Source organism: uncultured Devosia sp., from assembly GCF_913055165.1.
Lineage (GTDB): Bacteria > Pseudomonadota > Alphaproteobacteria > Rhizobiales > Devosiaceae > Devosia.
In genome coordinates, this window is sequence record NZ_CAJXJS010000057.1 from 1 (window position 1) to 23,273 (window position 23,273).

A 23,273-nucleotide genomic window follows, 5' to 3' on the forward strand; every position below is an offset into this window, starting at 1 on the left:
GAGCTGGGACCAGGAGCAGAGGCAGGCCGAACATGTGCTGCGGCACCTGGAAGTCATGAACGCCGCCTATGGCGATCCGCAGATCGCCGGTTGCATCGGTTGGTGCGCCTTCGACTACAACACCCACAAGGATTTCGGCTCGGGCGATCGCATCTGCCACCATGGCGTGATGGACATGTTCCGCGAGCCCAAATTTGCCGCCTATGCCTATATCAGCCAGTGCGAGCCGAGCGAAGAGGTGATCCTCAAGCCCGTGACCTTCTGGGCGCGCGGCGAGCGCAATATCGGTGGCGTCCTGCCGCTGATGATCCTGACCAATTGCGATGAGGTCGAACTGGTCTATGGCAAGAATGCGCCCAAGCGCTTCACGCCCGACCGCGAGAAATTCCCGCACCTGCCGCACGCCCCCATTGTGATCAAGCGCGAGCACCTGACCGACGAGGAACTGGGGCTTTGGGGCATGAGCTGGGAAGATGCCACCATCACCGGCTTTATCGACGGCAAGCCGGTCAAGACCGTCAATTTTATCGCCGATCCGATTGCTCATGCGCTCGAGCTCGTGCCTGACGCCACCCAGATCGGCGCGGAGGGCGATACCGTGCGCGTCATGGTGCGGGCGCTGGACCAGTCGGGCAAGAAGCTGCCTTTCTTCGCCGAGCCGGTGTCCATCGAAGTCTCCGGCGCTGCCGAGCGGCTGGGGCCGGGCCTGGTACCCCTGCGCGCCGGCTCGACCGGCTTCTGGCTCAAATCCACGGGCAAGGGCCCGATCACCCTCACCGTGACCAATGAGCGGCTGGGCCGCGCCGTGGTCACACTCACTGCAAGCTGAGGAAATCCCATGTCCGGTTTGAAGCTGACCAATGTGCAGAAGTCCTTCGGCGCCGTGGACGTCATCAAGGGGGTGGACCTCGAGATCGCGGACAAGGAATTCGTGGTCTTCGTCGGCCCCTCCGGCTGTGGCAAATCCACGCTTTTGCGCATGATTGCCGGTCTCGAGCAGATTTCCGGCGGGGACCTGTTCATCGGCGGTGAACGCATGAACGATGTCGATCCGTCCAAGCGCGGCATCGCCATGGTGTTCCAGTCCTACGCGCTCTATCCGCACATGACCGTGCGGGAGAATATGGGCTTTGCCCTGCGCTTTGCCGGTGCCAGCAAGGCAGAAATCGAAAGCCGGGTGGCAGAGGCCGCCCGCATTCTCGAACTGGGGCCGCTGCTCGATCGCCGTCCGGGCCAGCTTTCGGGCGGACAGCGCCAGCGCGTTGCCATCGGTCGCGCCATCGTGCGGCATCCGGACGTGTTCCTGTTCGACGAGCCGCTGTCCAATCTCGATGCCGAACTACGCGTGCATATGCGCATCGAGCTGGCGCGGCTGCACAAGGAACTCAACACCACCATCATCTACGTCACTCACGACCAGGTCGAGGCCATGACCCTGGCCGACAAGATCGTGGTGCTGCGCGATGGGCGCATCGAACAGGTGGGCACCCCGCTGCAGCTTTATGATGATCCGGACAATCTTTTCGTTGCCGGCTTCATCGGGTCACCCAAGATGAACTTCCTGGACGGGGTTGCCGAGGACGGCGGCATCCGCCTTGCAGACTTTCCAGGCCAGGTCATTCCCGCGCCCGTGGCGCTCGCCGCCGGAACCAAGGTGACCGTGGGTGTCCGGCCCGAACATTTCGCCCATGCCGGGTCGGCGACCCTGGAGGTCACCGTCGAGATCATCGAGCATCTGGGCGGCGAAACCTATGCCTATGCCCGCGATCAGGGCGCCGAGGTGATCACCATTGCCACCGGCAATGATCGGGCACTCAAGACCGGCGATCGCTACAAGGCGCATTTCGAGCCGACATCGCTGCTGGTGTTTGGCGAGGACGGCAGGCGGCTGCGATAAGCACACCAAGCCACCGTGCCGCCCTCGGACCCGATCCGGGGGTCGCTTCCCATATGTGCGGACCTGGCGGCAGCCTGCGGGTCAGGCCCGAGGGCGGAACCGTTGCTGTGGGGCTCTACCCTTCAAATGGCTTGAAATGCTTGGAAAGCTTGAGCGTCTGGGCCTGATAGTTTGAGCCGAGATCCGTGCCATAGAGCCGGTCTGGCTTCTCGGCCAGTTCCTCATAGATCAGCCGGCCGATGATCTGCCCGTGACCCAGCAGGAAGGGCACCTCGCGGCTCCGGACTTCCAGCACGGCACGGCTGCCGGTGCCGCCGGCGGCGGAATGGCCAAAACCGGGATCGAAGAAGCCGGCATAGTGCACGCGGAACTCGCCGACCAGGGGATCGAAGGGGACCATTTCGGCGGCATGGGTGGGCGGCACATGCACCGCTTCCAGGCTCACCAGGATGTAGAACTCATCCGGATCGAGGATCAACTCGCTCCGGCCTCGGGCATAGAGCGGCTCCCAGAAGTCGAGCACATCAAGCGCCGCCTTCTTGTCGACGTCGATGACGGCGGTGTGCCGCTTGGAGCGGAATCCGATCAGCCCATTGCGCCCCTGGCCCTGAAGGTCAATCGACAGCGCTACCCCTTCGCCCACGGGCGTGTCGCCGCCAATAACCAGCGTATCGGAGGCATGCAGCGCCTGGTGCTGGGCTACCGATAGCCTGGTATCGCCACAGCGGAACCGCATCTGGCTGAGCCGCGAGCCGGTGCGTACGAGAACCGGAAAGGTGCGGGGGCTGATCTCGAGATAGAGCGGCCCCGTGTAGCCGGCGGGCAGTTGATCAAAACCACGGGCGCGATCACCGATGACGCGGGTAAAGACGTCCAGACGCCCGGTGGAACTCTTGGGATTGGCCGATGCGCTGACATCTGCGGGCAGGTTGAGGCTTTCCTCAAGGGGCACGAGATAGACGCAGCCGCGCTCCAAGACGGCGCCCTTGCTGAGGTCGATCTCATGCAGCTTGAGCGCCTCGATACGCTCGGCCACCGAATGCGACGGACCGGGCAGAAAGCTGGAGCGGACCCGATAGGCGGTTTTGCCCAGTCTGAGATCAAGACTGGCCGGCTGGACCTGGTCCGCATCAAAGGGTCGCGAGGCGAGAATGGCGCCATCCGTGTGAAGCTGCTCGATAAACCGCGCCGGAAAGACGCCCCTGGGCCAGGTCTGGGTCATGCGCCGCCTTCCACAGATGGCGGAGTTGGCCTCCGCACTGCTCGCACCGTTTTCGCCGGGCTCGTCCCGACGATCCAGCTCCCTTGTGCCAAGTCTGGATTGCCCGGACAAGCCGGACAATGACCGTGGAAGGGCACGACACCACTTCTTCCCCAGCAACCTCGCGATTGACGCCCGGTGCGCTATGCCGTTAAATCGGCGCCAGTGGTGATTTGGCCGGTCGCTTGCAGCCACTTAAAACAAGTTGCTAAAGACCGTTTTGAACCGGCCGCCATTCGCGTGCCGGTTTTTTGTTTGCAAAGGCGTAGACCATGTCCAGGAAGAACAATCCCCTTGCCGATCCCCGTAAGCTGTCGGCGGCCACCCAGATGGTGCATGGCGGGGGCAAGCGGACCGAGTTCCACGAGACCAGCGAGGCGCTGTTCCTGAACTCCGGCTATGCCTATCCCAGTTCAGAGCATGCCGAATTGCTGTTCCAGGGCAAGGTGCCCGGCGGTCACAACTATTCGCGTTTCGCCAATCCCAGCTACGACATGTTCCAGGACCGCATGGCGCTGATCGAAGGCGCCGAGGCGGCCCGCTGTTTTGCCACCGGCATGTCGGCCGTCACCAATGCGGTGATGAGCCAGGTCCGAGCAGGGGATCATATCGTCGCCTCCCAGGCGCTGTTCGGTGGCTGCCGCTATGTGGTGGAGGATTTCGCGCCACGCTTCGGTGTGGCCTCGACCCTGGTCGACGGGCGCGATCCCGCCAATTTTGCTGCCGCCATGCAGCCCAATACCAAGCTGGTGTTCATCGAGACTCCCACCAATCCGACCCTGGAACTGGTCGATATCGCCGCCGTCGCCGAGATCGCCCATGCCCATGGCGCCAAGCTGATCGTCGACAATGTCTTTGCCACCGCGCTCTACCAGAAGCCTCTGGAACTGGGCGCCGATCTCGTCACCTATTCGGCCACCAAGCATATCGACGGCCAGGGGCGCGTGCTGGGCGGCATTGTGCTGGGCTCGCGGGAATTGATCGAGGGCGACATCCACACCTTCCTGCGCCATACCGGCGCGACGCTTTCGCCCTTCAATGCCTGGGTGCTGACCAAGGGGCTGGAGACCTTCGCCCTGCGCGTCGAACGGATGACGGACAATGCCGAAAAGGTGGCGGCGGCGCTCGCCAGCCACCCCAAGATCAACCGGGTAATCTACCCGCATGATCCCAGCCATCCCCAATATGACCTGGCCAAACGCCAGATGAAACGCGGCTCGACGCTATTGGCACTGGACGTCAAGGGCGGGCAGGACGGGGCGTTCGCGCTCTCGGACAATCTGGCGGTGATCCTGATTTCCAACAATCTGGGTGATGCCAAATCGCTGATCACCCATCCACGGACCACCACGCATGCGCGCCTGACCGAGGAGGTGCGGCTGGAGACCGGGGTGACGCCGGGCCTGCTGCGCCTGTCGGTGGGTCTGGAAGACCCCGAGGATTTGATTGCCGATCTGATGTATGGGCTGGATCAGGTCTAGCCATGGTGCTTGCCGCTACACCCCACCCTCATTCCCTCCCCATCAAGGGGAGGGAGGCGCAGGGGCACTGCGCTGGTGTTCATCGTCTCCCTCCCCCCTATGGGGAGGGTAGCGCCGCTCGGCCGGGTGGCCGTAGCGAAGCCAGGGTGGGGGTATGGGCGGGCATTCTGGCTGGTCTTGTGGCAGGCATCCTCGCCCTCGCTACCCCGGTCCTCGCCCAATCCCTCCCCTATCATGCCGATCCCGACGCGCGGGAGATGCTGCCCAGCCTCACGCCCATTCCGGCCATCCGCTTCCTGACCACCGCCGATTTCCCACCCTTCAATTATCGCGACGAGAGCGGGGAATTGGTCGGCTTCAATATCGACCTGGCCAAGCGCATCTGCGCCACGATCGACGTGGCCTGCACCATGCAGGTCTGGCCCTGGGATCAGGCGGCCACCGCGCTCTCAGACAATCTGGGCGATGCCCTGATCGCCGGTTTGGCCATGACCTCGGAAAACGGCGAACTCTTCGACTTTTCCTCGACCTATCTGGCGTTGCCGGGGCGTTTTGTCACCCGCGCGGAGGATGTCGAGGGCTTTAGCCCGCAGGCCTTGGCCGGCGAGCAGGTCGCGGTGCGGGCGGGCAGTGCCCATGCTGCGTTTCTGGCGCGCTATCTGCCCGAAATCGAGGCGGTGCCCTATGACAGCGAAATCGCTGCCCTGGAGGCGGTCAAGACTGGCGCGGCCGATGCGTGGTTCGGCGATGCCATGCGCGGCGCATTCTGGCTCAATGACAATCTGGCCTGCTGCGGCTTCGCGGGTGATCCCTATTTCCGGCCGCATCTGTTCGGTGAGGGGCTGACCATCGCCGTCCCCGCCGGACACGATCCGGTCCGCCACGCCATCGATTGGGCGCTAGTGCGTCTCAAGCAGGATGGCGTTCTGGACGAACTCTATCTGCGCTGGTTCCCGGTGGGGTTCTACTGATCAGGCCGGCGCCCGCAGCTTGAGGACCGGCTGGCGTGGCCAGCGCAGGACCAGCTCGGCGATGATCAGATTTGGCACCCAGCACAGCCAGGCGATGGCCGGATAGGCGGTCTCCATCGGGATATCGAGGATCATGCTCACCGGCAATTGGATACGCAGCGTCACCGCCGCCAGGGTCAGGGCGATGGAGCGGATCATCCAGCGGCGATGGGCCGGCCGGTCGCCGCGCATGGCGAGGATGATGCCCCGGCCGGTGATACCCAGCCACAGGACGGCCAGCAGGCCGAAGCCGAGCGCGGCCACCGGACCGGCCTGGGTGTTGATCGCCAGCCATAGTCCGCCGGCGCCCGAAATGAGAATGGCCAGGCCATAGATGCGGCCCAGCGCGCGATGCACACGCGGTCGCCGGTCCCGCAGGCCCTGCCAGAGCTGGAAGGGTACCAGTGCCAAAGCAATGGGCGCGAAACCGACGTGGGCGAAGAATGCGATGGGCCGCAATTGCGCGTGATAGGCCACAAACGCCATTGTGGCCTCGACCCCACCCACCATGAAGCGCCAGGAGAACAGGGCAACGCCCAGGCTCAGGACCCACAAAAGCGCGTTGCGCAATACCGTCATCGCCATCGACATGACCTTCCTCCATCAACTTGACAGTGTAAAGATCATCATTGCTTGACACTGTCAAGATCGATTGGATAATGCGCCGATGCCTCAAGAATCGTCCATCGATCGCGTCTCCCACCATCACGGCAACTTGCGCGAAGCCCTGATCGGCGCAGGCCTGACACTGCTGGCGCGCGACGGCATTGCCGGGCTCAGCCTGCGCAAATGTGCGGCCCTTGCTGGGGTATCCCACGCTGCGCCGGCGCATCATTTCGATGGCGTTGCCGGACTGCTCGATGCCATTGCGGCGCGCGGCTTCACCATGTTCGCCGATGCTATGGAGGAAGAAGCGGCGCGTGGTCCTGATGAACCGCGGGCGCGCCTGGAGGCGATTTGCCTGGCCTATTTCGACTTTGCCAAAGCCCATCCGGACCTGTTCGACCTGATGTTTCGCCAGGTCTGGCCGCTCGGGGGCAAATCGGAGGAACTGGGCGTGGCCGGGGCACGCGCCTATGGCGTGCTGGCCGCGGCCTGCGAACCCTTTGTGCCGCCCGGCACGGCGCCAGGCGTCATCGAGACCCAGGTCTGGTCACTCATTCACGGCTATGCCGTGCTTGCGCTGGTGGGCAAGCTGGGTCGCAATCGGCCGGTTGCACCGGTCGGTGATGTATTGGCGCTTTTGCGACGCCTGGACCTGCAGGCCTAGTTCGGCAGCCTTCTATGCCGGGCGCGCGCCGCAACCTCGATGGCCGCAGTGGTCAACCTGTCCAGGCTGAGCTTGTCGCGCAGCATCTCGAGGAACCGCAACTCCTCCTGCTCCAGATGCAGATCCACCGCCGTAACCTCGATGGCAAGAGCATAGGCGGTGTCCTGCAATTTGTCGGGCAGGGCGCTGATGGCATTGTCGATGACGCGGTCCAGCCCGTCATGTCCGTTCAGGATATCGGCGCAGTCATTGGCGACATCGGCCAGCCGGTCGGCATCGAAACCTTCGAATACTGGAAGCCGATCGATCAGCGCCTTGATGCGGAACAGCTCCTTTTCCGTCATGGCGCTGTCGGAGGAAGCGGCCACGATCATCAAATGGATGAGGGCGTCTTGTGCGGAGGTCGTCATCGTCGGGTCCCGGGATTGCTGTGCCTCAAGAACTAGGCCCTGTCCGCCTGCTTCGCAACCACCTGCGACATTGACGTTCGCCCGGTTCCGGTGCATTGACCGGGCTTCGCCTAAACCTGATCAATCTCGAAAGGCTGCCGCCCCGTGTCGCCCGCCACCTTGCCCGCCCTTGACCCAGATTTCTTTGCGCCCGCCGAGAACGCGCGCGCCTGGCCTTTCGAGGAAGCGCGCAAGCTGGTCAAACGGCTGGAAAAGTCGGGCAAGCGCGAAGCCCTGTTCGAGACCGGCTATGGTCCCTCAGGCCTGCCGCATATCGGCACCTTTGGCGAGGTGGCGCGCACAACCATGGTGCGCACGGCCTTCCGGCTGCTGACGCGCGACGAGATTCCGACCCGGCTGATCTGCTTCTCCGACGATCTCGACGGCATGCGCAAGATTCCGGATACCGTCCCCTCCAAGGAGGCGATGGAGCCGCATCTGCAAAAGCCGCTGACTGCGGTGCCCGATCCCTGGACCAACCAGTACGAAAGCTTCGGCCACCATAACAACGCCATGCTGCGGCGGTTCCTGGACACCTTCGGCTTCGACTACGAGTTTGCCAGCGCGACGGACTATTACAAGTCGGGCAAGTTCGACGAAGTGCTTCGTCGTGCCGCCGAGCGCTATGACGACATCATGGCCGTGATGTTGCCGACCCTTGGCGCCGAACGCCAGGCGACCTATTCGCCCTTCCTGCCGATCTCGCCGATCAGCGGGCGGGTGCTCTATGTGCCCATGAAGGAGGTCAATGCCAAGGACGGTACCGTGACTTTCGAGGACGAGGATGGCCGCGACACCACCGTGCCGGTCACCGGTGGCCATGTGAAGTTGCAGTGGAAGCCCGATTTCGGCATGCGCTGGGCCGCGCTCGGCGTCGATTTCGAAATGTTCGGCAAGGACCACCAGACCAATCAGGTGCTCTACGACAAGATCTGTTCCATCCTCGGCGGCACCCCGCCCGAGCATTATGTCTATGAGCTGTTCCTGGATGCCGAAGGCCAGAAGATCTCCAAGTCCAAGGGCAATGGCCTGACCATTGACGAGTGGCTGACCTATGCGCCGACCGAAAGCCTGGGACTCTACATGTTCCAGAAGCCGCGCGTCGCCAAGCGCCTGCATTTCGATGTCATCCCGCGCGCGGTGGACGAATATTTCGCGCATGTTGCCGCCTATGAGCGGCAGGAGGCACCCGCACGGCTCGAAAATCCGGCCTTCCACGTCCATTATGGCGACGTGCCCAAGGTCGACATGCCGGTGACGTTCGCGCTGCTGCTCAACCTGGCCACGGCCTCGAACCCGGAAACCCCCGAAGTCATGTGGGGCTATATTTCGGCCTATGCGCCGGGCGTGTCGGCCGAGACCCATCCGCATCTGGATGCCTTGGTGGGCTATGCCATGCGCTACTTCCGCGACTTCGTGCAGAAGAGCTATCGCGCGCCGGACGAGGTGGAGCGGGCCGCGCTCGAGGCGCTTTCTGCTGCCTTTGCCGAATTGCCGGCTGACGCCAGCAATGAGACCATCCAGAACGCAGCGTTGGATGTGGCGCGCAATATCGAGCGCTATCAGGATCACTCCAAGAAGAGCCCCACCGGCGGTCCCGGCGTCTCCGGCGACTTCTTCCAGATGCTCTACCAGGTGCTGATCGGGCAGGAACGCGGCCCGCGTTTCGGTTCGTTTGCCGCGCTCTATGGTGTGGACAATACGCGACGGCTCATCGGGGACGCGCTGGCCGGCAAGCTCGCGGCCGCCTGACATGATTGAGGCGGGAGATTATTCTCCCGCCTCCTGGCTTTCAAAGGCGAGCAGATCGCCGGGCTGGCAGTCCAGATATCGACAGATCGCCTCCAGCGTTTCAAAGCGGATGCCCTTGACCTTGCCTTGCTTGAGCAGGCTCAGATTGGCCTCGGTTATGCCGATGGACTGTGCCAAATCCTTGGATTTGACGCCGCGCTGGGCCAGAACGACGGCCAGATTGACTTTGATCGGCATGGTTCAAACAAACTGACTGTTTTCTTCAGCGATCGTTGCGGCCTTTTCCATGGCCCAGCCCAACGCGGCAATGGTGCCGGCAAACATGGCAAGCAACAGCATCTGGCTATCGATGGCTATCGCCAATTGCCGGTGACCCTCCGCCGCGGTCCAACTGAGCACCAGCGCCGTCAGCGTATGGCCGGCCAGTTGCGCCAGGGCCGCCAGCATGCCGCCTGTGGCAAAATCCCTGAGACCGGCAATGCCCTCGGACGCAAAGGGGCGTCCGGCCGCAAAGCTCTTGAGGCAAATACGCAGGCGCGCAAGTCCCCAAGCCAGCGGCAGCGTTGTTGCAATGGCGACGATCGCGGCAGCAATCCGTTGCCCCATGGTGATGTCAGGCAAGAGCTCCGGCGCGAGCCCCACCATGGTCCGCACCTGGTCGGGGTCGACGAATAGCCAGAAAAGGCTCGCGCCTATTGGCAACAGTGTCGCCAGCGTCACGGCCGCGACGGACAAGCCATTGAACAGCAGCGCCATGCGCGGCGCGACATAGATGGCCGGGTCGCTGCCAAGGGCGGTTTCCATTGTATTGCTCATGCCTGTACTCCGGTTTTCAGTTCGCTGCTTGTGACACATAGATTATCGTTTGACAATAATAGAAGTCCGTATAAGGGATAGAAATTATCGTTCAGCAATAAGGATCACCTTGATGCGCACTCTTCGCCTGCTCGCTCTTCTCGCCCTGTCCGCCGGACCGGCCGTCGCGGCGCCAACCACCAGTTCCGGCCGGATCTCGGTCTCCCAGGTCATGGAAATGGCACAGCGTGCCCGTAGCGACGCTGCGGCCCGTGATACGGTGATTGCCTATCTCGCGGGCGTCGGGGAAACCGCAGGTCTCATGGTATCGGAAGCTGTGGCCCGAGGCGCCACACCGCTCAAATGCACGGCGAGTTTCACTCTTTCGGAGGAGACTGCGCTTTCGGCACTCGCCGCTGGCGCGCCCGACACGGCAAGCTGGCCAGAAACGCCGGCAACCCCGATCATCCTGGCCGATCTTTTCGCCAGGGCAGGGTGCCACTAGACGCTAGCGCAGCACTTTCCTGAAAAACACCACGCGCTGGGTTTCCTCAAAGCCCAGCGCCTCATGCATGGCCTGGCTGGCCCTGTTCTGCACCGGCGCATCCGAGGCAAACTCGCTAAGCCCCCGATGCCGCGCCCAGGTTTCCGCTTCCGCCACCAATGCCCTTGCCACGCCCTGGCTGCGCGCGGCGGGCCAGACGAAAATCCCCTCAAGGAAAGCCACCGGGGATGTCTTGCAGCCATTGACATAGTCGTGGCGGACAGAAGCCTCGAGAAACCCGAGGGCATGGCCGTCATCATCCCGCGCGATCAGGTTCAGCGTCTCGCCGGGTTCGACAAGGAGCTCTGCAATTTCCCTCGCGTGTACGCCTCCCGCGCCGCTCGGCCAGAGCGCCCCACGCATCTTTGCCCAGTCCGCATCGTCGGCAGCGGTGGCGGGCGCGATCTTCACTGGCTCGCCCAGATGATCCGCGCCATCCACTCCACATCGGCGATATCAAAGATGCGCGGTTCATAGGCAGGATTGATCGAATGCAGTTCGATCTGCCGGGCGGACTGGCGGTGGAGAATCTTGGCCATGACCTCCCCGTCCGTGGTCTTGACCACCACTCGGTCACCGCGCCGCACCTGCTCGGTGGGGGAAACCACGATCCGGTCCCCCTCGCGATAGAGCGGCTCCATGCTGTCGCCTGAAATTTCGAGGGCATAGATACCGCTCTCATCGGGCGTGGGCAGGGCCACTTCGTCCCACCCATGCCCGACCGGATGGCCCGCACTGTCGAAAAAGCCACCATGACCGGCCTGGGCTAGGCCCAGCAGCGGAATATTGCGCAGATCTGGCTCGGCAAAGCCGCTCGGCATCGCCATATAGGCGCCGGTCCCCGACAGAAAGCTATCAAAGCTTTCGCCCGTGGCCTCGAGAATCTTGGAAATGCTCTCGGTCGAGGGCCAGCGCTCGCGCCCATCCTTGCTGACGCGTTTGGAGACGTTGAACGCGGTGGCGTCCAGCCCGGCCAGCTTGGCCAGCGCCGAGACCGACACACCCTGCCGGCGCGCCAGCGCATCAATGCCGTCCCAGATGGCGCGATGTGAGAGCATGACGAGGAAATCAATCTTATTGCGGAAAACAATCCTATACTAGGGTGGCGCATACGCCTTGTAAAGAGGGCGCAACCGCATTACCCCGGCGTGCAGACTGCGCTGCCCTGAGGTTCCCCATGTCGCCAATGCCTGACCTGATCTACAAGATCGCCACCAGCGCCAGCTTCGCCCCGGCGCGGCTCTCGGGCCAGTATCAGGGCATGCCGATCGATGCCGCGGATGGCTACATGCATTTCTCGACCGCCACGCAACTGGCCGAGACCCTGCGCCTGCACTTCAAGGGGCAATCGGATTTGGTGCTGCTTGCCGTGCGCACCGCCGATCTGGGCGAGGGGCTGGTGTGGGAGCCGTCACGCGGTGGCCAGCTTTTCCCCCATCTCTATAGTGGCGCCTTGCCCCTGGAGGCCATCGCCTGGGAAGAGCCAATCAGCGTGGATGGCGAAGGCAATTGCACGCTGCCGGAGGCCGTCCAATGATCTTTTCCGCCCTGTCGCCGCTGCTGCGCAATGCCGGGCTGGCCAGCCTCACGCGGGACGCGCTGCTGCGCATGGACCCTGAAACCGCGCACGGCGCCACCATCACTGCCCTGCGCATGGGACTGGCGCCGCAGCAGGCGCATGCCGACCCACAGGAATTGGCCACCTCCCTGTGCGGGCTCGACCTCAAGAACCCGGTCGGCATGGCTGCCGGTTTTGACAAGAATGCCGAAGTGCCGCGCCCGCTGGCGCTGATGGGTTTTGGCATGGTCGAAATCGGCACCGTGACGCCACGCCCGCAAACGGGCAATCCCAAGCCGCGCCTGTTCCGTGTGACCGAAGCCGAGGGCGTCATCAATCGCATGGGCTTCAACAATGAGGGCCATGAGGCGGCCTTTGCCCGGCTCAAGGGTCTGCGCGTGCCGGCAGCGCTTGGCGTCAATATCGGCGCCAACAAGGACAGCGTGGATTTCGTCGCCGACTATGTTCTTGGCGTGCAGCGCTTTGCTGATCTGGCGGATTACCTCACCGTCAACATCTCCTCGCCCAATACGCCGGGACTGCGCAATCTTCAGGCCGACGAGGCCCTGCGCCGGCTGCTGGGTGAGGTGCTGACGGCCCGCGCCAAGGCAAAGACCCGGGTTCCCGTACTCCTCAAGATCGCGCCGGACCTGGATGAAGCCGGCATGGACGCCATTGCCCGGGTCATCGGCGACACCGATCTTGATGGCCTGATCGTCTCCAACACCACCATTTCCCGCGACCCTGTCGCCGGCAGGGAGAATGCGGACGAAACCGGCGGGCTTTCCGGCAAACCGCTGTTTGCGCTGTCCACGCAGCGCCTGGCGCAGATGCGCCAGCGCGTGGGAGCGCTGCCTCTAGTCGGAGTTGGGGGTATCCACTCGCCGCAATCGGCCCTGGCCAAGATCGAGGCGGGCGCCAATGCCATCCAGCTCTATTCAGCGCTGGTCTTTGGCGGCCTTGACCTGCTCGACCGCATCAAGCGCGGACTTGTTGCCGGCGTGCGCGCGGCAGGAAAGAAGAACATTTCCGAACTGGTGGGCACCAGGACCGACGAGTGGAGCTCAGGCCGGGCTGAATAGTCTGGTCCTGACGCGCTCCAGCGCCCACCAATAGATCGCGCCGCGCGCCAGAAACCAGCTATGCATGGCGGCCCAGAGCCCCCAATTGCCCCAATCACGCAGCGCCAGCGCCACGCCCACAAACACCACCAGCGACACGATCATGCCATTGCGCATGACCACGTTCTGCGTGGTGCCGATCAATATGCCGTCATAGACGAACGCGGGCATGAAGCTCAGCGCGCAGAGCGCCGCTACCGGCAGATAGGTCAGCGCCTGGGCCCGCACCTCGGCATTGGTGGTCATGAAATTGATGACCCAGGGTCCGCCCAGATACCAGGCCGCGCCCAGGCCCAGCGCAATCACCAGGCCCCAGGCCATCGACAGCCGGTAGGCCTGGTCATAGGCCTTGGGCCAATTGGCGCCCACCGCCTTGCCGGTCAATTGCTCGGCGGCCTGGGCGATGCCGTCCATGAAGAACCCGACCACCATGAGCAGGTTCAAGAGCACCGCATTGGCCGCCAGTGCCACCTCGCCCATGCGCGAGCCCTGCGCGGCGAACCAGCCATAGGCCCCCATCATGGCAATGGAGCGGAGCATGAGATCCCGGCTCAATCCGAACATGCGCCGGATGGCGACGCCATCCCGCAGCTCGCCGGGCGCAATGTGGGAAACCAGCGCTGCTATGCCACCATAATGCCGGACGAGAATGGCCATGCCGAGAAACGCCGCCGCGACCTGTCCCAATACAGTCCCGGCCGCCGCACCGGCCACGCCCCAGCCCAGCCAATAAACGAAGCCGATGCTGCACACGATGTTGATGCCATGCAGCAGGAGTTGCAGCAACATGCCGGTGCGGGCCGCTGCCCGGCCGTAGAACCAGCCCAGCAGGGCGTAGTTGACCAGCGAGAAGGGCGCCGACCAGATGCGCACGAAATAGTAGTCCGCCAGCGCTTCGGCGACACCCGGGTCGGGGGCCAGCAGCCCATTGGCGAGCCACAGGATCGGCGCGGCGAGGAACAATAAGCCAATGCCGATGCCCACACCCAGGATCAGGGCCCGCGAAACGTGCAGCAAGCCATCCCTCGGGTCGCGCGCGCCGACCGCCTGCGCCACCAGGCCCGCCGTGCCAATGCGCAGGAAATAGGCCAGAGAAAAGACGAAATCGAACACCAGCGCGCCCAGCACCAGCCCGCCCAGCAGCGCCGCATCGCCCAGACGGCCGACCACGGCGATATCCACCAGCCCCACCATCGGCTCGGTGATAAAGGCCACCGACGCGGGCAGGGCGATGGACCAGACATCCCTGCTGCGGACGTCGAACGGGTGCTGGGGACGGGAGGTCATGGGTAGAAGCTCGTGAAGATACCCGCTTCATAACACCGCGCCGGGGCAAGAAAACCCCCGGCTGCCGTTCGTCTCAAATGAGGCGCGCGAGACGGTGTGCTTTCTTGCTTGCTACCGGGCCACATCCAGTTCGAACACTACGTCGGCCCGCTCGCGGGACTGTTCGACAAGGTCGTAATTGGGCAGGTCATTGCGCTCGATATGGGCGCGGTTGCGCTCTTCGGTGAACAGGCCCTCCTCGCCATGGCGCTTCATGAGCCGTTTGCGCACCAGTTCGCGCGGCACATGGATGAAGACGGCATAGTCGAGCAGGGGCCGCACACCGGCCCAGGGGCCTTCGGTGAGCAACAGGTAATTGCCCTCCACCACCAGCACCCTTACAGCGGGCTGCACCGTGAAGGCGTTCTCGACGGTGTCTTCGATCTTGCGGCTATAGCCGGGACCGCTCACGGCTTCGCCGCTGTGCTTGAGGTGATGCAGGAAACTGACGAATTCGGCGCCCTCGAAGGTGTGAGGGGCGCCCTTGCGGTCAGTCTCGCCCATGGCCTCGAGCTTGGCATGCTTCATGTGGAAGCCATCCATGGGCACCAGCGCCGTACTGCCGGGTTTGACCGCATTGAGCATGGTGACCAGTTCAGCGGCGAGGGTCGACTTGCCTGTGCCAGGGCCACCGGCCAGTCCGATGGCGATGCGCTGGCCATGCGCGGCGCTTTCCATCTCCAGGATGTGCGGCACGAGCCGCGCCATCACGTTTTCAGGGCTCAGATGAATGATCTGGGGCATGAGCGCCTCCCGCCTTGGTATGGTCGGGGACGATCATATAGGCTTGGCAGCGATTTGCAGCAGGTGATCCTTGGCTCCGCCCCTTCCCCCCATCATTGCCGACTGGTTCGCCGCCCGCGGCTGGGCACCGCGCAGCCATCAGCTCGACGTCCTCGCCTCGCACCAGGCCGAGGCAAGCCAGTTGCTGATTGCACCCACCGGGGCCGGCAAGACGCTGGCGGGTTTCCTGCCGACCCTCTCCGATCTGGTGGATGGCGATTTCGATGGCCTGCACACGCTCTACATTTCCCCGCTCAAGGCGCTGGCGGTAGATGTGCAGCGCAATCTCTCCAATCCGATCGCCGAGATGGACCTGCCCATCCGCGTCGAAACCCGCACCGGCGATACGTCGGCGGCCAAGCGCGCGCGACAGCGGGTCAAGCCGCCCCAGGTCCTGCTGACCACCCCCGAGCAATTGGCCCTGCTGATATCGCACCCGCATGCCGAGCTGATGTTTGGGACCCTCAGGCGTGTCGTGCTTGACGAATTGCATGCCCTGGTCACCTCCAAGCGCGGGGACTTGCTGTCGCTGGGCCTCGCCCGATTGGCGAAACTGGCGCCCGACATGCGCATCACCGCGCTCTCGGCGACCGTGGCGCGACCGGACCTCTTGCGCGATTGGATCGCTCAGCCCCGCCCGGAAAGGCGAACCGATCTGCTGCGCATGGTAGGCGGCGCACCACCTCAACTGCAGATTCTCGAAACTGAGGAGCGCCTGCCATGGGCCGGCCACTCGGCGGTTTATGCGCATCGCGAACTCTATGCGGTGATCAAGCAGCACAAGACGACGCTGTTGTTCGTCAATACCCGGTCGCAGGCGGAAATGCTGTTCCAGGGGCTCTGGGACATCAATGAGGACATGCTGCCCATCGCCCTGCACCATGGCTCGCTTTCCGTCGAACAGCGCCGCAAGGTCGAGGCGGCCATGGCTTCGGGCAAATTGAAGGCGGTGGTCTGTACCTCCACGCTCGATCTCGGCATCGACTGGGGCGACGTCGATCTTGTCGTTCAGGTGGGCGCCCCCAAGGGCTCTTCGCGCATGCTGCAGCGCATCGGCCGCGCCAATCACCGGCTCGACGATCCGTCCGAAGCGCTGCTGGTGCCGTCCAACCGCTTTGAGGTGCTCGAATGCGAGGCCGCCGTGGAAGCCGTCGCCGAAGGGCACCAGGACAGCGAGGACCCCATGCCGGGCGGCTATGACGTGCTGGCCCAGCACGTTCTGGGCATGGCCTGCGCCGAGCCTTTCCTGGCCGAAGACCTTTACGCAGAAGTGACCCGGGCCTGGCCCTATCGCGACCTCAGCCGCGAGAAGTTCGACAAGGTGCTCGATTTCGTCGCCACGGGTGGCTACGCGCTGCGCGCCTATGAACGCTATGCCCGCCTCCGGCAAAATTCGGATGGAAAATGGCGCCTGTCGCATCCCCAGGTGGCCCAGCAATACCGGCTCAATATCGGCACCATCATCGAGGAGCCCATGGTGCGGGTGCGCCTGGTGCGGGCGCGGGGGCTGAAGCAGGGGCGGACCACCGGGCCGATTGGGGCGGGTGGTCGTGTGCTGGGGGAGATGGAAGAATACTTCTTCGGCACGCTCTCATTGGGCGACACCTTCATGTTCGGCGGCGAGATCGTTGCCTTTGAGGGCATGAAGGACAATGAGGCTTTCGTCTCCCGCGCCTTCTCCAAGGACCCCAAGATACCCTCCTATATGGGCGGCAAGTTTCCGCTCTCGACTTATCTCGCCGAGCGCGTCCGCCGCATCATGGATAGTCCGGAGGAATGGTCCAAATTGCCCGACCAGGTCGGCGACTGGCTGCGCCTGCAGCGCGATCTGTCCGTCATGCCGCGGCGTGACAGCCTGCTCGTCGAAACCTTCCCGCGTGGCACGCAGAATTTTCTGGTCTGCTATCCCTTCGAGGGCCGGCTCGCCCATCAGACCCTGGGCATGCTGCTGACCCGAAGGCTCGAACGCATGCGGGCCCGGCCGCTCGGTTTCGTTGCGAGCGAATATGCGCTGGCCGTCTGGGGTCTGGGCGATCTCTCGGCGCTGATCCGCACCGGGCGGCTTTCGCTCGACGAGCTCTTTTCCGAGGACATGCTGGGCGACGACCTGGAAGCCTGGCTCGATGAAAGCGCGCTGATGAAGCGCACCTTCCGCAACTGCGCCATCATCGCGGGGCTGATCGAGCGCCGTCATCCCGGCAAGGAAAAAACCGGTCGGCAGATCACCATGAGTTCGGATATCATCTATGACGTGCTCTACCAGCATGAGCCGGACCACATCCTGATCGAAGCCACCCGCCGCGACGCCGCGCGCGGCCTGCTCGACATCGAACGCCTAGGCCAGATGCTCTCCCGCATCCGCCACCACATCGTGCACAAGCCCCTGCACCAGATTTCGCCGCTCGCCGTGCCGGTCATGCTCGATATCGGCAAGGAGCCGATTTTCGGGGAGGCAAGGGAATCAGCTATGGCTGATGCGGCGGATGAGTTGATCCGCGAGGCTCTGGGCGGTCGCTGACGGCGCGCGGTCAGGGCCTTCCAGTCCGGACCAGATCGACGATATGAACAACGCAGCCCTTGCCGCTCCAATACCGGACCCATCCGTGCTGCGTTTTGCTGGACACAATTTCGAGCCTTTGTCTTCCGGCGCCCTCTATTGGCGTGCCCGGCAGACGCTGCTGGTTGCGGACCTGCATCTCGAAAAGATGGCGAGCTTTGCCCGGCGCGGCCAAATGCTGCCGCCCTATGACACCGCCATGACGCTGAGCCGGCTTGAAACCGATATCCGCCGCACGGGCGCCACCCGCCTGCTGTCGCTGGGTGACAGTTTCCACCGGGCGGATTCGGCCAACCTGCTTACCCCGGCCGACCGCATGCGGGTTGATGCCATTACCGAGGCTGTCGAATGCATTTGGCTCTCAGGCAATCACGATCCGGCGCCGCACGCCATTGGCGGCCTGTGCCTGCCCGAGCTTGAGTTGGATGGTCTGCTATTCACTCATGAGCCAAACAAGGGACGCACGGGCCTCGTTGCCGGCCATTTGCATCCCGCCGCGCGCATTGCCATGGACGGGCGGACCACGCGCAAACCCTGTTTCGTGCACGACAATCGCCTGCTGATCCTGCCGGCCTATGGGGCCTCGACGGGCGCCCTGAACATCCTTTCGCCTGCGTTCATGGGCCTGTTCCATTGGCCGGCACTGGAGGTTGTGATGCTGGGCCGGGACCGCACCTATCCGGTGCCGGTCAGGCGGCTGGTGGGCGGCTGAAAAAGCTACCTGCGGAACAGCACCCCGCCGAGCCAGCCGGTAAATAGCGCCAGCACCACGCAGGCCAGCCCATAGAGCAACGGATATTGCGTGGCCGACAGCGCCAGGAACCGCTCGAAATCGATCTTGCGGACGGCAAAGCCATCGGACTTTCGGGCGATGACCTCGCCATTCTTGAATACATAGGTCTGGGCGATATAGGGGCCCGGCGGGGCATTGCTCGGCAGCGTCAGTTGCGCCTGGTAGAAGCCTTCGGAGAGAAACTGCACCCCGTTCTCCTGGACGCCGAACAGGCCCTGTTCACTCATCAGGCGGATGAGCTCGTGCCCGAAAGTCAGGGTCTGCCACCAGCCGGCGGGATTGGGCGAGATCGCATGGGACTCGGGCAGGATGTAATTGGTCGTCAGCGTGTTCACATCGGTGATCTCGCGCAGCCTGGCGCTTGAGAGCACGTGGAAATAGCTCGGAAATCCGGCGAACTCGACCTGTTCGGTATTGAGCCAGATGCCGAAATTATTGGTCTTCTTGCGGGCCACGCGATCCTGCCTTGGCCCGAGTATGACCACCACGACATGGAAGGGACCCTCGACAAACTTCTTTTCCGAGCCGGCCTCCGGCGCCACGGTGCCGAAAAAGGTCATCCGTTCGCCATCGAAACTGGAGGTGATCTGCACCGTCTCTGTCGAAAGGCTCGAAATCAGCCGTTCGGCCGATGCCGGCAGCGTCAGGGCCAGGAGGGCAAGGAGAATGAGCAGGATCCGGGTCATGGCGCCAGGCTCGTCACGGCCATGGAGAAGATGTCGTCCGGCGTCAGCACCAGCGACAGACCGAAGCGTATGGCGACGGCCAGCACCAAGAGGGCCAGGAGGCCGCGCAGTTGTTCGCCCCGCAAATGCTTGCCGGCGGCGGCGCCGAACTGGGCACCGGCTACGCCGCCAACCATGAGACAGAAGGCCAACAGGATATCCACGCTCTGGCTCTGCACGGCATGCAGAACCGTGGTCGCCGCCATCATCGCCACCACCTGGGCCAGCGATGTGCCGATCACCACAGAGCCAGGAACGCGCAGCAGATAAACCAGCGCCGGCACCATGATGAAGCCGCCGCCGATGCCCAGCAGCGAGCCGACAAAGCCGATAAAGAGGCCGATCAGCAGCACCGGCAGGACGCTGATATAGAGCCGGCTTTTCTTGAAGCGTACCCGCAGCGGCAGGCCATGGATCCAGCTGTGCTGGTTGGGCAGGCGCTCGCGCACGACGATGCCCTGCCGGCGCTTGAGCAGCGCCCGTACGGACTCCTGCAGCATCAGCACGCCCACAAAGCCCAGCAGCACCAAAAAACCGAGCGAGATGATAAGATCGAGCTGGCCGGCATCGCGCAGCAGGTCAAAGGCGGCAACGCCGCCAAAGGCCCCCAAGACGCCTGAGAGGACCAGATACATCGCCAGGTGCAGGTCGACCCCGCCGCGCCGATAGTGGCTGAGGGCCCCCGATGTCGAGGCGGCCACGACCTGCCCGGTGACTGAAGCCACGGCCACCGCCGTCGGCACACCCAAAAAAATCAGCAAGGGCGTCAGCAGGAAGCCGCCACCGACGCCGAACAGGCCGGACAAAAATCCGACCGCCCCTCCGATCCCCACGAGAAAGAAGAGGTTCACGGAAAGCTCGGCGATCGGCAGATAGATCTGCAAGACCAGGGTCCCGTAAATAGGTGTCGCGGCCCATCCTACAGGAGGGTCCGTCAACAAGAGGTAAGGCCCGCTGCCAGCGGACAAAATTATTATGGCCCGGGCTTACGTCCGGGCCATGACACTGTCAATGACGATGCGCTGTCAAACCGGCTGACTGCCCAATACGGCCAGCAGACGCGGATTGATGGACCCGCTTTCGCTCATGCCGGTCGCCCGCTCGAAAGCGCGGATGGCGTCGCGCGTCTTGGGGCCGACCACGCCATCGGCCGTACCGACGTCGAAGCCAAGCTTGCTCAGGGCTTGCTGCACCTTGGCAATCACCTCGCCATTGCCGATGGGCTCACCCGGATCGAACGTGTCGGTCCAGGTGCCGATCGGCGCGAAATTGGCGGCCAGATCGACCTTTTCCATGCGCCAGGCGGCGAGCTCCGCGCCCAGCCGGCCAACAGCCTCGGCGGAGAGGGATTTGGCGATATCGTCGCGCGCCTTGGCCGCGTCCTGGTCGCCATTTGCAGCGGCCAGTGAGAACCATTTGTAGGACTGCTCGAAATCCTGCTCGACCCCCAGGCCGCGCGCATAGAGCATGCCCAGGTTGAACTGGCTGTCGGTCATGCCGCGATTGGCGGCCTGGGTGAACCACTCCGCTGCCTGCTCGAACTGCTGGTCGCCCATTTCGCCCCCGGCATAGAGGGCGGCCAGGTTGTGCATCGCCATGCGATTGCCCGCTTCGGCGCTGCGCTGATACCACAGCCGCGCCTGTTCGAGGTTCTTCTCAACGCCATTGCCCAGCTCGTACAGGTTGCCCAGCCGGTACTGCGCCGGCGCAAAGCCCTGGGAGGCGGAACGTTCATACCAGCGCGCCGAGGCTTCCAGGTCTTTTTCGAGCGCGCGGCCTTCGCCGAAAATGGCGGCGACTTCGAACTGAGCCTTGGCATTGCCATTGGCCGCGGCCTGACGCAGCTCAAGCGGGCCAACGGCCTCGGGCGGCAGGTCAAAGGACTCGGCGGGAGCAGCAGCGGCGTTGGCCCCGATCGAGCCGGTGACCTCCGGAGCGTCTTCGATGGTGGGTACGGCCAGGGCAATGCGCCCGCCATCGGCCATCAGTGTGGGCGGCATGGGCGTGCTTGGCGCCAGCTTGCCGGCGCGCGAGAAGCTCATCGGTTCGCCCGGATTGATCGAGCCGGTGGCGGTGGTGTCGACCAGGTCGATCACGCGCGGCGGCACGAGGCTGGAGACGTCGTCCGAGGCCGGAGGAGTGTCCGATGCCGGATCGGCCGGCGCGGTGACCGCTGCATCCGGAGCCGGGGCGGGCGGGGACATGCGCTGCAACACAAGGTTCAGGGCCAGCATGGAGACGGCGGCGAGCGTGGCGGCCAGCAACAGGGGCCGGCGATGGCGCGCGAGGAAGCTGGCCTGGGGTGTCTCGCCAGCCTCAGGCAGCGGCGGCGCCTGATTGTCGTCCCGCTTTGCCTGCGTGCGCTTTTCGGCCTTGGCTGGCTTTTCGCGCTTGCGGCGGGGTTCGGGCTGCGGGGCGGAGGCATCCTTGGGCTCTTCCTGACGAAGAACCGGCGATGCGGCCGCATCGTTTTCCTTGCGCGACCGGACGCGAGCCAGAGCCCGCCCGATGATCGAATTGCCCTGTCCGGCCGGCGCTTCTTCCTGCTTGGCTCGTTGTGCGCGTCGGGCGGCGGCCACAAAGGTGCTGGTATTGGATGGCGCCACAGGCGCTTCAGCAGGCCTTGGCGCTTCGGAGGGCGCAGCCGGCGCGAAGGGGTCGGCATCCAGCTCGGCAAAGCTGGAGCGCGGCCGGGGCGGCCGTTCTGCCTTGCTTGGGTCGAAGGCCGGGGCGGCCTTCACAGCCGGTTGCTGCGCCTCCTGCATCATCGGTGCAGAAGCGCGGCTGGCTTCACCGCTCAGTGCCGAACGGACGGGCGTCTTGTCCGGGAAGCCCTTGTCCACCAGCGGGGCCTCATCAGCCGGATTGCTGGGCATGGCGTCGCGGCGGTCGGTCGTCAGGCCGGCCAGAATGGTGTCGAGCTTGCGATTGTCCGGCTGCGCGGCTGCCTGCAGCACCTGGGCGAATTCGTCCTCGGGATCGGCAGCATCGGCGGCAGCGGTGCTGATCGACGGCGTTGGTGCCGAGGCCAAGGCGGCGGCAGGGGCAGGGGCCTTCGCCGGGGCCGCCGGTTTTTCTGATGCACCGGCCAGAACGGCCTCGAGCCGCGCCAGCCGCTCTGCCGTTTCCTTGCCGGTGGTGTTGAGCAGTGCGGTCATGCGCTTTTCAAGCGCGTCGATGTTGTCGCTGCTGATCGCAGGGCCCTTGCTCAGGGCCTCGGAGGCGCGCGTGGCGACCATGTCGGCCAACTGTTCATAGTCCGGCGTCTTGCCTGCCGACTTGATCATGCCCGCCAGTCGGTCCTCGATGCTCTTGAGGCTGTCCGGCCCGAACATCGCGACGGGCGCTGGCGCCTTGCGGCTCATGGCATCGCTGGTGCGCTCGGCTACCATCGTGGCCAGCGATTCAAAATCCGGCTGCTCGGTGCTGCCCTGCTGGCGGGCGAGGGTATCGAGCTGGGCGCTGGCATCGTCCATGCGGCCCATCAATAGCTTGAGCTGATCTTCGACGGCCTTGGTATCGACCGGCACGATGCGGTCGCTCAGCGTCTCCAGCTTGTTCTCAAGCCGGGCAAAGCGTGGTTCGAGGCCTTCGAGTACGGTGTCGCGCAGCGCCCCCATCTCGGCCTTGAGGGCTGCAATCTGCTCATTGCCGTTCTCGGCCCGGTCCAGTCGCGCCACGACGGCATCAAGCTGGGCGGCCAGGGCATCGGGCCGGCCATCCTTGTCCTGGATGGCACGGGTGAAGGCGGCCATCTCGCTGGTGAGCCGCTCGAAATCGGCAGCCGACAGCGATACCGTCTGTTCGATCGCGTCGATACGATCGTAGACATTGCGCACCCCATCTTCGATCGAGCGCATGGCCGGGGCCAGCGTTTGGGCCGGGTCGGGCTTGCTCTCGGCGGCGCGGCGCTGGTCCGCGTCGGGGCGCAGTTCGCCAGAGGCGACGAGC

22 protein-coding genes, 1 pseudogene and 1 riboswitch are annotated in these 23,273 nt (G+C 64.2%); of the genes and pseudogenes, 11 read left to right on the top strand and 12 right to left on the bottom strand.

What is annotated here, in order from left to right:
- Both QZ564_RS15415 and ugpC read left to right on the top strand, forming a co-directional pair.
- Positions 1-829, top strand: a pseudogene (locus QZ564_RS15415) (glycoside hydrolase family 2 protein); the annotation flags it as partial.
- Between the two features lie 9 nt (positions 830-838).
- The gene (gene ugpC / locus QZ564_RS15420) at positions 839-1,897 is read left to right on the top strand and encodes a sn-glycerol-3-phosphate ABC transporter ATP-binding protein UgpC (RefSeq protein WP_297111896.1); all 1,059 of its coding nucleotides are present in this window, start codon (positions 839-841) and stop codon (positions 1,895-1,897) included.
- A gap of 115 nt (positions 1,898-2,012) precedes the next feature.
- Here the strand turns inward: ugpC and QZ564_RS15425 are convergent, their stop codons facing one another.
- Positions 2,013-3,119 carry a 2'-deoxycytidine 5'-triphosphate deaminase gene (locus tag QZ564_RS15425; protein ID WP_297111898.1) on the bottom strand — a complete coding sequence of 369 codons (1,107 nt, stop codon included), beginning with the start codon at positions 3,117-3,119 and terminating at the stop codon, positions 2,013-2,015.
- A 194-nt stretch (positions 3,120-3,313) separates the two neighbouring features.
- A riboswitch (SAM riboswitch) is annotated at positions 3,314-3,389 on the top strand.
- A gap of 41 nt (positions 3,390-3,430) precedes the next feature.
- On the opposite strand from QZ564_RS15425, the gene metZ reads away from it, so the two are divergent.
- Together metZ and QZ564_RS15435 are read left to right on the top strand one after the other, a co-directional pair.
- Positions 3,431-4,639, top strand: a complete 1,209-nt coding sequence (metZ, locus tag QZ564_RS15430; protein WP_297111900.1) for an O-succinylhomoserine sulfhydrylase — start codon at positions 3,431-3,433, stop codon at positions 4,637-4,639.
- 146 nt (positions 4,640-4,785) lie between these two features.
- On the top strand, positions 4,786-5,610 hold the full coding sequence (locus QZ564_RS15435) for a transporter substrate-binding domain-containing protein (protein ID WP_297111902.1): 825 nt from the start codon (positions 4,786-4,788) through the stop codon (positions 5,608-5,610).
- On the opposite strand, the gene QZ564_RS15440 is transcribed toward QZ564_RS15435, so the two are convergent.
- A complete protein-coding gene (locus tag QZ564_RS15440) occupies positions 5,611-6,240 on the bottom strand; it encodes a DUF2306 domain-containing protein (RefSeq protein ID WP_297111904.1) in 630 nt (209 codons plus the stop codon).
- Positions 6,241-6,316: 76 nt separating this feature from the next.
- On the opposite strand from QZ564_RS15440, the gene QZ564_RS15445 reads away from it, so the two are divergent.
- Positions 6,317-6,919: a TetR/AcrR family transcriptional regulator gene (locus tag QZ564_RS15445; protein ID WP_297111906.1), complete on the top strand. Its 603-nt coding sequence runs from the start codon at positions 6,317-6,319 to the stop codon at positions 6,917-6,919.
- Here the strand turns inward: QZ564_RS15445 and QZ564_RS15450 are convergent.
- Entirely contained in the window at positions 6,916-7,329 is a 414-nt protein-coding gene (locus tag QZ564_RS15450; protein ID WP_297111908.1) for a tellurite resistance TerB family protein, read from the bottom strand. The two genes, QZ564_RS15445 and QZ564_RS15450, sit on opposite strands and share 4 nt — an antisense overlap.
- Before the next feature lie 144 nt (positions 7,330-7,473).
- Between QZ564_RS15450 and QZ564_RS15455 the strand changes: the two genes are divergently transcribed.
- Positions 7,474-9,120: a lysine--tRNA ligase gene (locus tag QZ564_RS15455; protein ID WP_297111910.1), complete on the top strand. Its 1,647-nt coding sequence runs from the start codon at positions 7,474-7,476 to the stop codon at positions 9,118-9,120.
- An 18-nt stretch (positions 9,121-9,138) separates the two neighbouring features.
- Here QZ564_RS15455 and QZ564_RS15460 read toward each other — a convergent pair whose 3' ends face one another.
- Both QZ564_RS15460 and QZ564_RS15465 read right to left on the bottom strand, forming a co-directional pair.
- Positions 9,139-9,357 carry a helix-turn-helix transcriptional regulator gene (locus QZ564_RS15460; protein ID WP_297111912.1) on the bottom strand — a complete coding sequence of 73 codons (219 nt, stop codon included), beginning with the start codon at positions 9,355-9,357 and terminating at the stop codon, positions 9,139-9,141.
- A gap of 3 nt (positions 9,358-9,360) precedes the next feature.
- Complete coding sequence (locus QZ564_RS15465; protein ID WP_297111914.1) at positions 9,361-9,936, bottom strand: hypothetical protein; 576 nt, start codon at positions 9,934-9,936, stop codon at positions 9,361-9,363.
- A gap of 112 nt (positions 9,937-10,048) precedes the next feature.
- On the opposite strand from QZ564_RS15465, the gene QZ564_RS15470 reads away from it, so the two are divergent.
- The gene (locus QZ564_RS15470; protein WP_297111916.1) at positions 10,049-10,420 is read left to right on the top strand and encodes a chlorophyllide reductase; all 372 of its coding nucleotides are present in this window, start codon (positions 10,049-10,051) and stop codon (positions 10,418-10,420) included.
- 3 nt (positions 10,421-10,423) lie between these two features.
- Here the strand turns inward: QZ564_RS15470 and aac(6') are convergent, their stop codons facing one another.
- Positions 10,424-10,870 carry an aminoglycoside 6'-N-acetyltransferase gene (aac(6'), locus tag QZ564_RS15475; protein ID WP_297111918.1) on the bottom strand — a complete coding sequence of 149 codons (447 nt, stop codon included), beginning with the start codon at positions 10,868-10,870 and terminating at the stop codon, positions 10,424-10,426.
- Positions 10,867-11,517 carry a helix-turn-helix transcriptional regulator gene (locus QZ564_RS15480; protein WP_297111920.1) on the bottom strand — a complete coding sequence of 217 codons (651 nt, stop codon included), beginning with the start codon at positions 11,515-11,517 and terminating at the stop codon, positions 10,867-10,869. The genes aac(6') and QZ564_RS15480 overlap by 4 nt, the downstream gene beginning before the upstream one ends.
- A 119-nt stretch (positions 11,518-11,636) precedes the next feature.
- On the opposite strand from QZ564_RS15480, the gene QZ564_RS15485 reads away from it, so the two are divergent.
- Positions 11,637-11,996, top strand: coding sequence for a DUF952 domain-containing protein (locus tag QZ564_RS15485; RefSeq protein WP_297111922.1), 360 nt, complete (start codon positions 11,637-11,639; stop codon positions 11,994-11,996).
- The gene (locus QZ564_RS15490; protein WP_297111924.1) at positions 11,993-13,099 is read left to right on the top strand and encodes a quinone-dependent dihydroorotate dehydrogenase; all 1,107 of its coding nucleotides are present in this window, start codon (positions 11,993-11,995) and stop codon (positions 13,097-13,099) included. The genes QZ564_RS15485 and QZ564_RS15490 overlap by 4 nt, the downstream gene beginning before the upstream one ends.
- Here QZ564_RS15490 and QZ564_RS15495 read toward each other — a convergent pair.
- Positions 13,082-14,425 carry an MATE family efflux transporter gene (locus QZ564_RS15495; RefSeq protein WP_297111926.1) on the bottom strand — a complete coding sequence of 448 codons (1,344 nt, stop codon included), beginning with the start codon at positions 14,423-14,425 and terminating at the stop codon, positions 13,082-13,084. The genes QZ564_RS15490 and QZ564_RS15495 overlap by 18 nt on opposite strands.
- A gap of 111 nt (positions 14,426-14,536) precedes the next feature.
- Complete coding sequence (locus tag QZ564_RS15500) at positions 14,537-15,208, bottom strand: nucleoside/nucleotide kinase family protein (protein ID WP_297111928.1); 672 nt, start codon at positions 15,206-15,208, stop codon at positions 14,537-14,539.
- 70 nt (positions 15,209-15,278) lie between these two features.
- Here QZ564_RS15500 and QZ564_RS15505 point away from each other — a divergent pair, with 70 nt between their 5' ends.
- Complete coding sequence (locus QZ564_RS15505) at positions 15,279-17,765, top strand: ligase-associated DNA damage response DEXH box helicase (RefSeq protein WP_297111930.1); 2,487 nt, start codon at positions 15,279-15,281, stop codon at positions 17,763-17,765.
- Between the two features lie 43 nt (positions 17,766-17,808).
- Positions 17,809-18,516, top strand: a complete 708-nt coding sequence (gene pdeM / locus QZ564_RS15510; protein WP_297111932.1) for a ligase-associated DNA damage response endonuclease PdeM — start codon at positions 17,809-17,811, stop codon at positions 18,514-18,516.
- Positions 18,517-18,521: 5 nt separating this feature from the next.
- Here the strand turns inward: pdeM and QZ564_RS15515 are convergent, their stop codons facing one another.
- The 3 genes from QZ564_RS15515 to QZ564_RS15525 form a co-directional block, all read right to left on the bottom strand.
- Entirely contained in the window at positions 18,522-19,283 is a 762-nt protein-coding gene (locus QZ564_RS15515) for a TIGR02186 family protein (RefSeq protein WP_297111934.1), read from the bottom strand.
- Positions 19,280-20,206 (bottom strand): sulfite exporter TauE/SafE family protein, encoded by a 927-nt coding sequence (locus tag QZ564_RS15520; protein WP_297111936.1) that lies wholly within the window; start codon positions 20,204-20,206, stop codon positions 19,280-19,282. Before QZ564_RS15520 ends, QZ564_RS15515 begins: the two co-directional genes overlap by 4 nt.
- Before the next feature lie 141 nt (positions 20,207-20,347).
- Positions 20,348-23,273: peptidoglycan-binding protein (locus tag QZ564_RS15525; protein WP_297111938.1), on the bottom strand; the 2,926-nt coding region annotated here is incomplete at its 5' end.